The organism is Paracidovorax konjaci (assembly GCF_900112675.1).
Lineage (GTDB): Bacteria > Pseudomonadota > Gammaproteobacteria > Burkholderiales > Burkholderiaceae_C > Paracidovorax > Paracidovorax konjaci.
The window spans coordinates 374285-389465 of the sequence record NZ_FOMQ01000001.1; the positions used below are offsets into that span (position 1 = coordinate 374285).

Here is a 15181-nt window from a genome sequence, read left to right on the forward strand (position 1 = left end):
GATCCGCACGATGACCAAGAAGACCTACTCCATCTTCGGCGCCGGTGCCGCCGGCCTGTACACCGCCTGGCGCCTGCTCGAAGGCCAGCAGAAGAACGCCAAGTCGGCCAGCCGCCAGCTCAAGCGCGGCGACGTGCTCGAACTGTACGACTGGGGCCGATACGACTTCAACGCGGCGCACCCCGGCACGCGCGCCGCGGGGGCGCGCATCTGCACCTGGCACTATCAAAACAACCCCGAGAACTCCTTCGTGGAACTGGGCGGCATGCGCTACTCCCACTGGGAATCCACGCCCACGAAGGCGTTTCCCGATCCCAACGGCGGCACCACGCCCGGCCACCGGCTGGTCACCACCGTGATCCACGAACTGGGGCTGGACCCGTTCAGCGTGCCCTTCAACGTGACGGTCAACCAGCTCTACAGCCTGCGCACCCGCAACTTCTACCTGAACGACATCACCAGCAACAACCCGGCGCCGTACGCCGCGGCCAACTACGCGGCCGGCGTGAGCCCGGACAACGGGTTCGCGGTGCTGCAGAACCTGGTGCCCCAGACGCTGGGCAGCCACTGGTCGCGCAAGGACTGGTGCCACTTCTACACCACGGGCGTCATCGAGCGCCGGCAGTCCGATGGCTCCGTCTTCCAGCAGGGCGACCGCCTGCGCGACATCGGCTACTGGAACCTGCTGTACGACCAACTGGGCTCCGAGGGCTTCGACTACGCGTCCGACGGCAACGGCTACAGCTCGAACGTCATCAACACCCACGCCGGCGTGTCGATGAACATCAACAACGAATTCACCCCGGGGACGCAGTACCGGACGCTCACGACGGGCTTCTCGGGCATGTTCAATGCTCTGTTCGACCGGATCGTGAAGCTCGCCAAGGCCAAGGGGGTGGTTTTCAACTACCGGCCCGACACGCGCCTGCACTCCATCCTCTGGAAGGATGGAAAGGCCGCCTTCACGCTGGCCACGCGTGCCAACCCGGACAAGCCCAGCGCGCGGGGCCAAGCCGATGCGGCATGGCTGGCCATGGGGCGCGGGCCCATCGACGAGGTGGCCCAGGCGACCCGCTACCAGGAGCAGCCCGGGCTGGACGTGCTGAACCACGAGCAGGTCACCCTGTACCGGGAGGCCACCATCATGCAGCCCTCCTACAAGGTGGGCATGTTCTTCGACTCCGACTGGTACTCGGACCTTTCCTCCAACCCGCCTGCCTATCCCGCCAGGATCGAGGGCTACTGCGTCACGCAGGCCGAGATCGCGGAGCTGGCGAAGCGCAAGTTCCCGGCCCCGGCCCTCAAGGTGCTGGAGACCCTGGCGTTCACGCCCTATGCGGCCATCGGCGATCTGGTGGCCGCCATCGAGGCGAAGACCGGCACCGCCTTGACGATCCGGCAGATGCAGGACCTGCAGGCCGTCGCCGCCAACAACACCATCGGGCCCAGCGTCACCGATTCGCCCATCCGCATGGTGGTGTACTTCGGCAATAACGCCACCAACGGCAAAGGCAAGCCCGTCTACGGCATCCTGGCCAGCTACGACGACGAGGACAACGCGGGCTTCTGGCGGCAGCTGGAACTGCAGCCGAACACCGACCGCAAGGTTCCGGCATCCCGGGACACGCAGCCGCTGGAGGGCCCGCGCCAAGTGCCGCCCGCCATGGTCAAGATGCTGCGCAAGCTCCTGGCAACGGTGCACTTCGGCCCCAGTGCCGATTACTCCAGCGTACCGGAGCCCCTCGAAGCCACGTACATGGACTGGTCGCTGCCGCCCTTCCATGCCGGCTACCACGAATGGGCGCCGCACTACGACATCGCCGACGTGCAACGCAAGATCCGCAAGCCCTCGCAGCTGATCGCCGGGCAGGACGCCGACATCTTCATCGTGGGCGAGGCCTATTCCAACGATCAGGCCTGGGTCGAAGGCGCCTATTGCGTGGCAGAGAGCGTGCTGAACGACTTCTTCGGCATCCGGCCGCTGATCGACGACCGCGAGTACCCCTTCATCTGTCCCGCCTGAGAGCCACTCCCCACCGCCAGGAGAAGCCATGCGCCGTCAACAAGTCTCTTGCGTTACCTGGGCGAGGGAAGGCTGCGCGATGCGGGCCTGCCCGCCGCCGTCGTCCCCGCTGCCGCCGCCTTTGCCACCACCGATGTCGCCACCGACGAGGTCGCTGGCAACGCCGTCGCCTCCAAGGTGATTTCGATCCCGCCCGAGTTCTCCCCCCGGGACTACGCGGCCTACCTGCTCAGCGTCGATGCCGAAATCGAGCACTGCCTGATGGTGCAGTACCTGTATGGCGCCTATTCCATGGGCGGGCCGCAGGTGCCCCCCGAATACCGCGAACTGGTGCGCGAATGGCAGGAGGTCATCCTCGGCATCGCCAAGGAGGAAATGGGCCATCTGATGTCGGTGCAGAACGTGCTGCGTCTCATCGGCGCGCCGCTGCATCTGGAGCGGGACGACTACCCCTGGGATACACCGTTCTATCCCTTCCCCTTCATGCTCGAGCCCCTCACGCTCGACTCGCTCGCCAAGTACGTGTTCACCGAGTCGCCCGAGCACTGGAGCGGCGGCGCGCTGGGCGATGAGATCCGGGCCCGGGTGGATGCGCAGGCCGACAACCCGCACAAGGTGGCCGAACTGTTCGGCGTGCTGATCCCGCTGATCCAGAACCCGCAGACCATTCCCGACGAAACCTTCGATCCCGACACCTGGCCCTTCCAGGCCGATTGGGCGGAGTGGGGGCGTGGCTACCACGGCGGCCAGCGCGGCAACCTCACGCGCAGCGGCATCCCCCAAACCCCCGACGTGCTGGTGGTGCCGCTGGCCTCGCGGGACGACGCGGTCTCGGCGCTCCAACAGGTCGCGACCCAGGGCGAGGCGACCTCGGGCGATCAACCCTCGCACTTCGTGCGCTTCCTGTCGATCTATGTGGAGATGGTCGCCGCGCTCGAAGGCCGCACCATCACGCCCGAGCAATGGGACGCGGCCCGGCCTGCCGACATGGGTGCCGCGATCTGGCGCCAGGCGTACCGGGAAGAGCGCCTGAAGCGCTGCACCCACCGCGCCGGCTGGGCCCCGGCGCGGGCGGTCGCGGTCAACCCCTACGTGGCGCTGGATACCGCCGCGCTTCCGGAGCAAGGCGGCACTCCCACCACGCCGATCACCCATCCGGAGTCCAGGCTCTGGGCGCATCTGCAGAACGTGCGCTACCGCATGTTGCTCGACTTCCTGAGCCACAGCTTCGCCCTGCACGGCGGGCTGCGTTCGGCGGGCCGCATGACCCCGCGCGGCACCGTCATCAATGCGGCCTTCGGCGAGATGTACAACCTGCGTGCCCTGGCCGAGGTGCTGATGGGTTCGCCGGTGTCGGACAACCCCGGGGACGGCTTCGCCGGCCCGCCTTTCCAGACGCCCTACACCCTGAACATCCCGATCTCCGAGCGGGATCGCTGGCGCGGCCACCTGGACCGGCTGGAGGCCTCCCGCGTCCTGATGGACCACCTGCTGGCGATCTGCGCCGAGTCGCGCAGGACCTACCTGTACGCGCTGCGCGAGGCCGACGAGAAGCTGGGCCAGCTCGCCAGGACGATCCTGGCCGGATCGGTCGATCCCGCGCTGATCTAGGAGACTTCCATGCCCATTCTGGAACTGCGAATCCTCCCGCCCGTGGCCATCGGCCGACTGGGCGCAGCGGCCGAACCGCTGGAAGCCTTCGACCTCGTGCGCGACCCCGACCGGCCGCTCGACTATCGCCGCATCGTCCCCTGTCCGTCGTTCAGGGTCGATCCGGGCAGCGGAGAAATCGCCGAGGTGTACACGCCCGAGAAGATCCGCTTCCGCGATGCGGACCGCCTCGTGCGCCCCGTGGCCCCGTTTCTCGAAGTGTTCGCCCGGCTGGCCGGTGCGCCGGACGAACTGGTGCCCCTCACGCTCGATCTGCTCGCCGCCGAAGGGCTCTCGGTCGCGGACCTCCGCTGGGACGTGGCCGTGGGCAACATCAAGGTGTTCCGCCGCACCGGCAATGCCCACGACAAGATCGAAGCCGCTGTCAACGATCTGGACGACCACGCAGCGCACGCCCTGGAAGGCCGCTGCGACTATTTTCTGCCCGGCAGGGTGCTGCCGCTGGGGCAGATCCAGTTCATCCGGCCCACGGCTGCATTCCCGCAGATCCGCCTGCGCTTCACGCCCGCGGGCGGGCATGTCTACGGCTCGGCCCTGACGCGCCAGACCGGGCCCGACCAGTTCGAGACCGACCCGGTCATCACGACGGCCGAACAGGTCCTGTACGACGCGGCGCGCGGCGACTGGCGGGGTTACTTCGACACCGGAGTCGCCGGGGAAACCAACCCCGGCAGCATCTACGCGGGCTGGGACACGCCCACCGACGCGCAGGGCAACAGCTACCACGTGAGCTGGGGCTATCTCGACGACGAGTGCGACGGCACCGTCACCGTGAAACTGCGCTGCGGCGACCAGGTGCTGAGCGCCCAGGCGGTGATCGGCGCCGGGCCGCCCGCCTACGCGCCCGACACCCTGCCGGTGCGCGTGGTGTCGGACGAGGTCGAGCAGATCCTGTTCGGCGCCACGGCGGACGAGGATTCGATCTCGCTCGACGACGCTGCCGAGCTGGTCTTCCGCGCCCTCGAAACCGTGCGCCTGATGAACACCGCCGTGATGAACGGCAATCCGGTCAATGGCCGCCTGAACGTGGCCTCCACCATGGTGCGCCAGAACAGCAGCGACTTCGAGCGGTTCTACGAACCCATCGCGGCGTCCTCGCTGGTCGACAACCTCGCCCTGCGCGCCCTGCACGAGCGGGTGTTCGCCGGCCTGGCGGCACGCGGCCTGCCGTGGTTCGCGCAGGCCATGCGCCAGCCCGAGGAAATCGGCGACCTGAGTTCGGCCACGCTGCGCAAGATGCCCGCCCTGATGCGGGGCGCCGACGGACGCAGCCTGACCCTGACACGGCGCCACATCGACATGGTCACCAAGGCCGCGCAGCGCGTCTTGAACGGGCCGGACGGGGCCAGCCAGGGGAAATCATGAGCACACCACCCACAGTCACCATCGCTGCCGACAACCTGACCGCGCAACTGCACTACCGCGGGGCCGGCAACCCGGCTTCGGTGCTGCCGCGCAGCGCGATTTCCAACTGCTTCCCCGGGCTGGAGTTCGACTTCCGGAACCTCTGGCGGCGTGCCTTCGAAGGCATCGTCCTGGTGGAGAACAACAACCTCGTGGTGGGCATCGAGTCCGACGACTGCGCCGACCTGGCGGGGCGGCGCCTGCTCACCGTCAAGGACCCCGTGACCGGCGAAGTCCTGCCGACCGGCGTGCCGACCCGCGGGCCGATCTATCCCAGTTCGGACTCGACCGCCCAGCAGTCCCCGTCGCAGCCGCTGAAGACCGCGGCTAACCCGAACGGCGTGTCGTTCATGGAGTGGTCCAACTCCTTCGCACGCATCATGGCCTGCCAGGGGCAGCTCATCGAGTGCGTGTTCTCGGCCTACTCGACCAGTACCCCGCCCCTGGACAACACCGAAGTGTTTGCGGACACCCAGGACCTCTACAGCGGGGAGCCGATCAAGACCATCACCCGCTCCCTGCGCCTGCGCCAGTTCTTCAAGCCGGGCACGGCCGAAATCGCACCCGGCGTGCTGCAGCCGGGCGAACTCACCCAGGGCCTGTGCGCTCCGTGGCAGAACGACTACCGCGAGTGCGCCTGCTACTACTGGGCGGCCAGCCGGCCGGACTACGTCAACGTCGAAGCCGGCACCGACGGGCTGAGCCATGGCGACATGTGGTTCACCAAAAAGCGCACGGGCACCTACATCCCCGACAACCGCACCGATTCGCGCCTGTGGTCCTACGACGACCTGTTCATCGCCTGGCAGCAGCACCTGCGCTTCATCATCCAGGGCAAGGACGCCGATGAATCGTGAGCCCCACGCCGTGCGGGCGGCGGACGCTGCGCGCACGGCGGCCCTGTCGTCCCGGCCCCGGCTGCGCGATGCCCACTGGATCGAAGGCGGGTGGGGCGCCCAGTTGCTGGTGGTCAACGGAAGCCGCCTCTACCAGGTGCCGCCGCCCCTGGCCGACGACTTCCGAGCCGCGTTCGAGTCCTCCGATCCGGACGGCCTGGCGCGGTTGCTGAGTGCCCACGGCTTGCAGGCCGAGCCCTACATCGACGACGTGCCGCTGGCCGCACCGCCGGCGCACGCGCTGTCGCTCGCCGTGGCGCAGAAATGCAATCTGGGCTGCACCTATTGCTATGCCGGGCAGGGCGAGTTCGGCGGCAAGGCCCGGAACATGGAGGAGCACGTGGCCCGGCAGTCGGTGGACTGGCTGCTCGGCCAGGCGGCGCCGGGCGGCAAGGTGAATCTGGCCTTCATGGGCGGCGAGCCCCTGGCCAACCGCGCGGTATTGCAGAGCACCACGCGCTACGCCGCCGAACGCGCGGCGGAGCGCGGCGTGGACTGCCGCTTCTCGGTGACCACCAACGGCACCCTGCTCACCGAGGCGGATGCCGATTTCTTCGAGGCCCACGGCTTCGCGGTCACCGTCAGCCTGGACGGTGCGCCCGAGCAGCACGACCGGCTGCGCGCGTTCAAGGGCGGCAAGGGGTCGTTCGAGCAGATCGCCCTGCGCCTGCAACCGCTGCTGCTGCAGCAACGCCGCATGCAGGTGTCCTGCCGCGTCACGGTGACGCCCTTCAACCTCGACCTGCCGCGCATCCTGGACCGGTTCATCGCGATGGGTTTCCACAGCGTCGGCTTCTCGCCGCTGCTGCGGGCGGCCAACGGCCGCGCCGAGATGGGCGAGGAGGACTTGGCCGAAATGCTGGAAGCCATGGTCGCCTGCGGCATGGCGTTCGAGCAGGCCGTCATCGAAGGCCGCCGCTACCCCTTCATGAACATGGTGAACGCGCTCAAGGAGTTGCAGCGCGGCAGCCACCGACCGTATCCCTGCGGCGCAGGGGCCGGCTACTTCGGCGTGTCGGCCGAGGGGCAGTTGAGTGCCTGCCACCGGTTCGTGGGCGACGAGGCAGGCGCCATGGGCGACCTTGCGAACGGCGTGGCCCGCGAGCGCCAGGTCCGGTGGCTGTCCGAGCGCCACGTGCACCGACAGTCGCCCTGCGGCGACTGCTGGGCCCGCTACCTGTGCGGCGGCGGCTGCCACCACGAGGTGATCGCGCGCGGACGCGGGGCGTGCGACTACATCCGCGGCTGGCTGCACTACACCCTGGGCGCCCACCGGCGCCTGTCGCAAGCCGCGCCCCAGTGGTATGCGGGGCCGCATGACTGAGCTGGACTGCCTGGTCATCGGTGCGGGCCCGGCGGGCAACTGCGCCGCCTTGCGGCTGCTCCAGCTGGGGTACCGGGTGGGGGTGGTGGAGCGCGCGGCCTTTCCGCGCGCCCAGATCGGGGAAGCGCTCACCCCGGGCATCCGCAACATCCTGGGCCTGCTGCAGGCCGATGAAGCCCTGGCCGGGCTGCCCCACATCGAGGGCCGGCCCGGTTGGCTGCGCTGGGAGCAGGACACCCTGCTGCCGATGCCGCAGGCCGGCACGGCGCTGGTGGAGCGGGCGGACTTCGACGCACGGTTGCTGGCACTGGCCGCAGCGCGCGGTGCGAGGGTGTGGCAGCCCGCGCACGTGCCGGCCATCGAAGGCGGGGCCGGAGCGTGGCGCGTGCAGATCGTGGAACCCGCCACGGGCACCGTGAGCCGCGTGGCCGCCCGGTGGCTGTTCGAGGCCAGCGGGCGCCACGGCGCGTCGGCCACCCGGTGGGCCTGCGCGCCCCCCCTGGCCGCGTTGTGGGCCGAGTTCGATGCCGCACAGGTCGATCCCGCCGGCCTGGCCGCCACCCGCGTGGAAGCCCTGCCGAATGCCTGGCTGTGGGCCGCCCCGTTGCCGAGCGGCCGGTTGCGCGCCATGGTGTTTGCCGATCCCCACGCCGTCGGCGGCCAGCCGCAGGCCCTGTGGCGCCATGCCCTGTCCTCGACCCACGGCCTGCAGGCCCTGGCCGGGCTGGCACCCGCGCAGCCCTTGCGCATCTGTTCCGCCGCGCCCTACCTGGACACGGCCGCCTGGAGGGAGGGGCGGGTCAAGATCGGCGACGCGGCGTTCGCGCTCGACCCCCTCTCGGGATCCGGTGTCGAGAAAGCCATGCGGTTTTCCCTGCAGGCCGTGGTGTCGTGGCACACCTGGTCGAGCGCGGCCGACGACGCCGGGCGAAGCCTCGCCCGGCAGTACTTTTCCCAGCAACTGAACCAGACCTGCGCCCGCCATGTCGGCTGGTGCGCGGGCCACTACGCACGGGCCTGGAGCGCCGGCGGCGACGACTTCTGGCGCGCCAGATCGACGCCACCCCGGCCACGGGCGCCGTCGATGGCGCCGTCGGTGGCCCCGGCATCCGCTGGGCCCGCGGACGACTTCTTCGCCGCCCTGGCCGAGGCCGCGTCCCCCGAACCGCTGCCTGCGGGCCCGGACCGCTGGCCGGCCGCCGCCCGCGTGCGGCTGGACGAGGCCTGCCGGCTGGCACCGCAGCTTTGCGTCGTGGACGACCTCGTCCGTAACGCCCCGGCCCTCAGCCACCCCCGCTTGCCACGGGCCGTGGCCTTCGTGGCCGATCAGCCTCTGGCCCCGCTCTGGCCCTTGCTGCGCCGCGACCAGACCGTGGCCGAGCTGCATGCCGCGCTGGCGCTGGCGATGCGCCCGGACGCGGCCGGCGCGGTGCTGGCCTGGCTGCGGCGCAGCGGCGTCCTGGTCCCCGCCGCCTGAGTGCGTCCCAGGGCAAGGACCTCCGTCTCCCGGCCACCAGCGACGCCCCTATCCCGGTTCCTGTGCAACCCGTGCAATTCCCTTCCCAAGGAGATTCAAAAATGACGATCCCCACGACACCCCAGCCACCCTATCCTCCCTACACCGAGGCGGTGCTGGCACAACCTGCCGATTACGGTGTGTTGAAGCAGCTCGAAGGCACCTGGGTCAACCACAACCCGGACAACAACCGCACCGGCTGGGGGTTGCACACCACGTGCATGCCGTCCCCCGGCACCAATTCGGAAACGATCTTCGGCATCTTCCATTTCCTGTGCGAGGACTACACGGAAGAGTTGACCTTCAGTCTGGTGGATGGCGGTGTCCGCAACCGCGGCGGGACCAACGAGCAATTCGTCGGAGCGGTGGTCTACAACCAGAGCATCCAGCGCGTGAGCGACGGAGCAGGCATCCACCGGGAAGACGGGATGTACCTCTGGTCCAACCAGATGTACAACCATCCGGCCGACGAGCAGTCGGTGCTGGAAGACAACGGATTTCCAGGGATCGGCATCGGTGCGAGCGGCCCCAATTTCGTGCCGCCGTACTCCATCGCGCGCAGCGGCACCATCCCCCACGGCAGCGCCATCCTGCTGACCGGCGATTTCGTGGTCGGCCAGGGGGCGCCCGCGTTTCCCCGCGGCACCGCCGCATGGCAGCCCCCGTTCCTCGCGATCTCGCCCAGCATGGGGTCGGCGGGCGCCACTCCCGGCAACCCGATCGACCTCGACGCGCCGGCGCCGGCCTGGGTGCACGACAAGTCGCTTCCCGTGACCGAACCCGACAGCAACCTCACCTATACCCAGCGGATCCTGGCCGACGAACACTACCCCTATTCGGTGCGGCCCGACCTGCGCCTGCGCGACGCCCTCCAAGGCCAGAACGTCACGGGCTACACGCTGATCGAGCTGTCCACCCGGCACGACGGAGGCCCGCAGGGCGGCATTCTGAACACCCCCTTCGTGAAGCATTTCGTGAATGTCGCGGAAGTCAACTTCAGCCTGTGGATCGAAACGGTGGTCGAGGACGGGCAGGAAATCCAGCAGCTCCAGTACCGCCAGATCATCTTCTTCGAGTTCATGTTCGGCTCCGACGGCAAGACCACCCGCTGGCCGCACATCCAGATCAACACCTTGCGCAGGAAGCCGGTGGACCGCGTGGAAACGGAAGTCCACAAGAACTTCTCCTTCCGGAAGTTCTGAGATCGGCCCCGGCGCCGGGAGGCGGCAACCGCGGGAGGTGGAGGAGGGCGCCGCGGGGCACGTCTCCGATCGTGCCGGCGCGGATCTCGGGCATTTCGCCTCCATGCCGCCGGATCCATTCGATAGTTTGCTATATTTTTAGGAGCAAATGCCGGTGCGGCTCGCGTCGGCATCGGTGCTGTGGCCCTGCGCATCCGTGGCGCGGGTGGCTTGAAATCTCCGCCGTCGCGCCTCAACTACGCGTCAATTCGGAGGACCACAGACCATGCGTCTCGACAAACTCACCACCAAGTTCCAGGAAGCCCTCGGCGATGCGCAATCGCTCGCGCTGGGCAACGACAACGCCTACATCGAGCCCGTGCACCTGCTCGCGGCCATGCTGCGCCAGGAAGGCGGCCCGCGCGCGCTGCTGCAGCGCGCCGGCGCCAACGTGTCCGGCCTGCAGACCGCGGCCGAGAACGCCATCAAGCGCCTGCCCCAGGTGCAGGGCCAGGACCAGGTGCAGGTCGGCCCCGAGCTGGGCCGGCTGCTGCAGGCGACCGAGAAGGAAGCGATCAAGCGCGGCGACCAGTTCATCGCGGGCGAGCTGTTCCTGCTCGCGCTCGTCGACGGCAAGGGCGATACCGCCCAGCTGGCGCGCGAGCACGGCTTCACGCGCAAGAGCCTCGAAGCCGCCATCGATGCGGTGCGCGGCGGCGCCTCGGTCGACAGCCCGGAGGCCGAGGGCCAGCGCGAGGCGCTCAAGAAGTACACGCTCGACCTCACCGAGCGCGCCCGCGCCGGCAAGCTCGACCCGGTGATCGGCCGCGACGACGAGATCCGCCGCGCGATCCAGGTGCTGCAGCGCCGCAGCAAGAACAACCCGGTGCTGATCGGCGAGCCCGGCGTGGGCAAGACCGCCATCGTGGAAGGCCTGGCCCAGCGCATCGTGGCCGGCGAGGTGCCCGAGAGCCTGAAGGGCAAGCGCGTGCTGTCGCTCGACATGGCCGCGCTGCTCGCGGGCGCCAAATACCGCGGCGAGTTCGAAGAGCGCCTCAAGGCCGTGCTGAATGAGCTGGCCAAGGACGAGGGCCAGACCATCGTCTTCATCGACGAGCTGCACACCATGGTGGGCGCGGGCAAGGCCGAGGGCGCGATGGATGCGGGCAACATGCTCAAGCCGGCGCTCGCGCGCGGCGAGCTGCACTGCGTGGGCGCCACCACGCTCGACGAGTACCGCAAGTACATCGAGAAGGACGCGGCGCTGGAGCGGCGCTTCCAGAAGATCCTCGTGGGCGAGCCCAGCGTGGAGGCCACCATCGCCATCCTGCGCGGCCTGCAGGAGCGCTACGAGCTGCACCACGGCGTGGAGATCACCGACCCGGCGATCGTGGCCGCGGCCGAGCTGTCCAACCGCTACATCACCGACCGCTTCCTGCCCGACAAGGCGATCGACCTCATCGACGAGGCTGCGGCCAAGATCAAGATCGAGATCGACTCCAAGCCCGAGGCCATCGACAAGCTCGACCGCCGGCTGATCCAGCTGCAGATCGAGCGCGAGGCGGTCAGGAAGGAAAAGGACGAGGCCTCGCAGAAGCGGCTGTCGCTGCTCGAAGAGGAGATCGAGCGACTGCGCAAGGAAATCGCCGACCTGGAAGACATCTGGACCGCCGAGAAGGCGCAGGCCCAGGGCAGCCAGCAGGTGCGCGAGCAGGTCGAGAAAGTGAAGCTGCAGATCGAGGACCTGAAGCGCAAGGGCGACTTCAACAAGGTGGCCGAGCTGCAGTACGGCCGCCTGCCCGAGCTGGAGCGCCAGTTGAAGGAAGCGCAGGCCAAGGAAGAGGGCACCGACGGCGCCGCCACGCCCAACCGCCTGCTGCGCACGCAGGTGGGCGCGGAGGAAATCGCCGAAGTGGTGAGCCGCGCCACGGGCATTCCCGTCGCCAAGATGATGCAGGGCGAGAAGGACAAGCTCCTGCAGATGGAAGGCAAGCTGCACGAACGCGTGGTGGGCCAGGAAGAGGCCATCGCGGCCGTGGCCAACGCCATCCGCCGCTCGCGCTCGGGCCTGTCCGATCCGAACCGGCCCATGGGCTCGTTCCTGTTCCTCGGCCCCACGGGCGTGGGCAAGACCGAGCTGTGCAAGGCGCTGGCGGGCTTCCTGTTCGACAGCGAGGACCACCTCGTGCGCATCGACATGAGCGAGTTCATGGAGAAGCACTCCGTGGCCCGCCTGATCGGCGCGCCGCCCGGCTACGTGGGCTACGAGGAGGGCGGCTACCTGACCGAGGCCGTGCGCCGCAAGCCCTACAGCGTGCTGCTGCTCGACGAGGTCGAGAAGGCGCACCCGGACGTGTTCAACGTGCTGCTGCAGGTGCTCGATGATGGCCGGCTCACCGATGGCCAGGGGCGTACCGTGGACTTCAAGAACACGGTGATCGTGATGACCAGCAACATCGGCTCGCACCTCATCCAGGCGATGGTCGGCCAGGACGCGGACGACATCAAGGAAGCGGTCTGGGGGGAACTCAAGAACCATTTCCGACCCGAATTCCTGAACCGCATCGACGAGACGGTGGTGTTCCACGCGCTCGACGCGCAGAACATCGAGGCGATCGCACGTATCCAGTTGCAACTGCTGGAAGCGCGGCTGGCGAAGATGGACCTGCACCTGCAGGTCTCGCCCACGGCGCTTTCCGAGCTGGCGAAAGTGGGGTTCGATCCCGTCTTCGGCGCGCGGCCGCTCAAGCGCGCGATCCAGCAGCGCATCGAGAACCCGCTCTCGAAACTGCTGCTGGAAGGCCGCTTTCCGCCCAAGAGCGTGATCCCGGTCAACGTGGATCCCGTACAGGACCCTGGGGTCTTCCACTTTGGCGAGGCGGCCCCGGTGGGGTAACTTTGGCAATCCCGGCAGGGGCGCCGCGCATGCGGCGCCCCTGCCACTGACGCAAAGGATGTGCTTTGAATGATTTCCTGGCCGGTGTGATCCGGTGGATCGTGCGCCTCGCCGTGGTGGCCGTGGGCGCGGTGTTTTTCCTGTGCCTGCTGGTGGCGGTGGCCCTGCTGGCCACGGTCTGGGGCGTGCGTTCGGTCTGGGCGCGGCTCACGGGCCAGCCCGTCACTCCCTGGGCGATGCGCATGGACCCGCGCAACGGCTGGAGCACGGTGTACCGTAGCACGGCGCGCTGGTCGGCCGCGGCATCGCGGGGCCAGCCAGCCGAGCACGGCATCCGGCGCTCGGCCGAGCTGCCCGGCGCACGCGGCGAAGTCGTGGACGTGCAGCCGCGCGATCTGCCCGGCAAGGTGTGAAACGTGGGGGCCTCGGGGCTCCCGCGTGCAACATCCGCTACCGATCCGCATCCGCGCCGCCCCGGTGTCGCCCCTGCGCGGCTGCCCGGTCGGGCCCGCACGGCGGCGCTTCGCGGCCTCTGGCAGACCGGCTTTCCCGGGCGGAAGGCACCGCGCGGCAGGCCGGTCGCCGGCCCGCATCGCCCCCCGCAGGCCGTGCCCGGCCCCGGGCCTTTGGAGACACCGGTTTACATGGCGTTTCGAGACCCCTCCCTATGATTGCCGCATGACGCCAGACGACATCCGCCGCCATTTCGAAATCCAGCGGCAGGCCAGCCGGGAACAACCCGAGACGCCCCTGCTGGTCCGGCGGGAACGCCTGCTGCGCATGCGCAAGCTGCTCGACGAGCATGGCCCCGCCCTCGCGGCCGCCGTGCAGGCCGATTTCGGCATCCGCTCCCCGCGCCTCACCGAGGTGGCCGACCTGCTCCTGCTGCGCACCCAGGTGGCGCACACGCTGCGGCACCTCGCGCGCTGGGCGAAGCCGCGCCGCGCGATGACGCCGCTGCACCTGCAGCCCGCGCATGCCTGGGTGCAGCGCCAGCCGCTGGGCGTGGTGGGCGTGATCGCACCCTGGAACTACCCCGTGCAGCTCGCCCTCGGGCCCGCCATCTGCGCGCTGGCCGCCGGCAACCGCGTGATGCTCAAGCCCAGCGAACTGACCCCGCACACCGCGGCCCAGCTTGCGGCGCTGGTGTCGCAGTTCTTCTCGCCCGACGAGTTCTGCGTGGTGACCGGCGATGCCGCCACGGCGGCGCTCGTGGCGTCGCTGCCCTTCGATCACCTCGTCTTCACGGGCTCCACCGCGGTGGGCCGCAAGGTGGCGCAGGCGGCCGCGGCCAACCTCACGCCCACCACGCTGGAGCTGGGCGGTAAGTCGCCCTGCATCATCGATGCGGACTGCGACCTGCAGGAGGCCGCGCTGCGCATCGCGCACGGCAAGCTCTTCAATGCCGGGCAGACCTGCGTGGCGCCCGACTACGTGCTGCTGCCGCGCGGCAGCGAGGTCGCGTTCGCCGAGGCCTACCGCGCGGCCGTGGCGAAGCTGTTCCCGTACTTCGAGGGCAACCCCGACTACGCCTCGATCATCCATTCGCGCCACCTCGCGCGGCTGCGCACCATGCTGCAGCAGGCCCAGACGCAGGGCGCCGACGTGCACGTGCTCGACCCCGTGCCGGGCTCGCCGCCACCGCCTCCGCAGGGCATCGGCGACGGCGTGGCGCGGCAGATGCCGCCGGTGCTGGTGTTCAACGCCACCATGCACATGCAGCTCATGCAGGAGGAGATCTTCGGCCCGGTGCTGCCGGTGCTCGGCTACGAGCGCCTGCAGGACGCCATCGACCACATCAACTCCGGCCCGCGCCCGCTCGCGCTCTACTGGTTCGGCCGCAGCGAGGCCGCGCGCGACGATGTGCTGCGCCGCACCGTGAGCGGCGGCGTCACCGTCAACGACACGCTGCTGCACGTCGCGCACGACAACCTGCCGTTCGGCGGCGTGGGCGACAGCGGCTGGGGGGCGTACCACGGGGAGCACGGGTTCCTGCGGTTCTGCCACCAGAAGCCGGTGTTCGTGCAATCGCGCTGGTCGCTCGGCCACCTGCTGCATCCGCCCTACGGCGCGCGTTTCGACCGCGTCATGGGCCTGCTGCGGCGCTGGCTCTGATCCGCTCCGGCCCCCGGGAAAGCACCGCCTTGCGACGTTTCGCCATGCCCTGTGCCGCTGCGGGTTGATGCACCGTTTGCCTCTGTCAAAGGCCTGTCAAGCACCCTGCGCGCGCGGGGTTCCCGGCACGCGGTCTGGAGGTCAAAAAGCAATTG

The 15181-nt window shown here is 69.2% G+C and carries 10 protein-coding genes; all 10 read left to right on the forward strand.

Going from position 1 to position 15181, the window contains the following annotated elements; genetic code table 11:
- The first annotated feature begins 10 nt into the window (after positions 1 to 10).
- The 10 genes from BM144_RS01620 (at position 11) to BM144_RS01665 (ending at position 15026) form a co-directional block, all read left to right on the forward strand.
- Positions 11 to 2023 (forward strand): flavin monoamine oxidase family protein, encoded by a 2013-nt coding sequence (locus BM144_RS01620; RefSeq protein WP_092949140.1) that lies wholly within the window; start codon positions 11 to 13, stop codon positions 2021 to 2023.
- A gap of 48 nt (positions 2024 to 2071) precedes the next feature.
- A complete protein-coding gene (locus BM144_RS01625; protein WP_092949142.1) occupies positions 2072 to 3634 on the forward strand; it encodes a ferritin-like domain-containing protein in 1563 nt (520 codons plus the stop codon).
- A 9-nt stretch (positions 3635 to 3643) separates the two neighbouring features.
- Positions 3644 to 5059 (forward strand): hypothetical protein, encoded by a 1416-nt coding sequence (locus tag BM144_RS01630; RefSeq protein ID WP_092949144.1) that lies wholly within the window; start codon positions 3644 to 3646, stop codon positions 5057 to 5059.
- Positions 5056 to 5955 (forward strand): LodA/GoxA family CTQ-dependent oxidase, encoded by a 900-nt coding sequence (locus tag BM144_RS01635; protein ID WP_092949146.1) that lies wholly within the window; start codon positions 5056 to 5058, stop codon positions 5953 to 5955. The genes BM144_RS01630 and BM144_RS01635 overlap by 4 nt, the downstream gene beginning before the upstream one ends.
- Complete coding sequence (locus BM144_RS01640; protein ID WP_092949148.1) at positions 5945 to 7318, forward strand: radical SAM/SPASM domain-containing protein; 1374 nt, start codon at positions 5945 to 5947, stop codon at positions 7316 to 7318. The genes BM144_RS01635 and BM144_RS01640 overlap by 11 nt, the downstream gene beginning before the upstream one ends.
- On the forward strand, positions 7311 to 8795 hold the full coding sequence (gene qhpG / locus BM144_RS01645) for a flavin-dependent monooxygenase QhpG (protein WP_092949150.1): 1485 nt from the start codon (positions 7311 to 7313) through the stop codon (positions 8793 to 8795). The genes BM144_RS01640 and qhpG overlap by 8 nt, the downstream gene beginning before the upstream one ends.
- 101 nt (positions 8796 to 8896) lie before the next feature.
- Positions 8897 to 10036: a peroxidase, FMP-type gene (locus BM144_RS01650; RefSeq protein ID WP_092949152.1), complete on the forward strand. Its 1140-nt coding sequence runs from the start codon at positions 8897 to 8899 to the stop codon at positions 10034 to 10036.
- A gap of 265 nt (positions 10037 to 10301) precedes the next feature.
- The gene (clpB, locus tag BM144_RS01655) at positions 10302 to 12911 is read left to right on the forward strand and encodes an ATP-dependent chaperone ClpB (protein ID WP_092949154.1); all 2610 of its coding nucleotides are present in this window, start codon (positions 10302 to 10304) and stop codon (positions 12909 to 12911) included.
- A gap of 65 nt (positions 12912 to 12976) precedes the next feature.
- Positions 12977 to 13324 carry a hypothetical protein gene (locus tag BM144_RS01660; protein ID WP_092949156.1) on the forward strand — a complete coding sequence of 116 codons (348 nt, stop codon included), beginning with the start codon at positions 12977 to 12979 and terminating at the stop codon, positions 13322 to 13324.
- A 265-nt stretch (positions 13325 to 13589) separates the two neighbouring features.
- Positions 13590 to 15026: a coniferyl aldehyde dehydrogenase gene (locus tag BM144_RS01665; RefSeq protein ID WP_092949158.1), complete on the forward strand. Its 1437-nt coding sequence runs from the start codon at positions 13590 to 13592 to the stop codon at positions 15024 to 15026.
- Positions 15027 to 15181: the final 155 nt, after the last annotated feature.

Bases quoted from the DNA above. Each gene is read 5' to 3' on its own strand.
- BM144_RS01620 (WP_092949140.1), top strand. From the start codon at position 11: ATGACCAAGAAGACCTACTCCATCTTCGGCGCCGGTGCCGCCGGCCTG.
- BM144_RS01630 (WP_092949144.1), top strand. From the start codon at position 3,644: ATGCCCATTCTGGAACTGCGAATCCTCCCGCCCGTGGCCATCGGCCGA.
- BM144_RS01635 (WP_092949146.1), top strand. From the start codon at position 5,056: ATGAGCACACCACCCACAGTCACCATCGCTGCCGACAACCTGACCGCG.
- BM144_RS01640 (WP_092949148.1), top strand. From the start codon at position 5,945: ATGAATCGTGAGCCCCACGCCGTGCGGGCGGCGGACGCTGCGCGCACG.
- qhpG (WP_092949150.1), top strand. From the start codon at position 7,311: ATGACTGAGCTGGACTGCCTGGTCATCGGTGCGGGCCCGGCGGGCAAC.
- BM144_RS01650 (WP_092949152.1), top strand. From the start codon at position 8,897: ATGACGATCCCCACGACACCCCAGCCACCCTATCCTCCCTACACCGAG.
- clpB (WP_092949154.1), top strand. From the start codon at position 10,302: ATGCGTCTCGACAAACTCACCACCAAGTTCCAGGAAGCCCTCGGCGAT.
- BM144_RS01665 (WP_092949158.1), top strand. From the start codon at position 13,590: ATGACGCCAGACGACATCCGCCGCCATTTCGAAATCCAGCGGCAGGCC.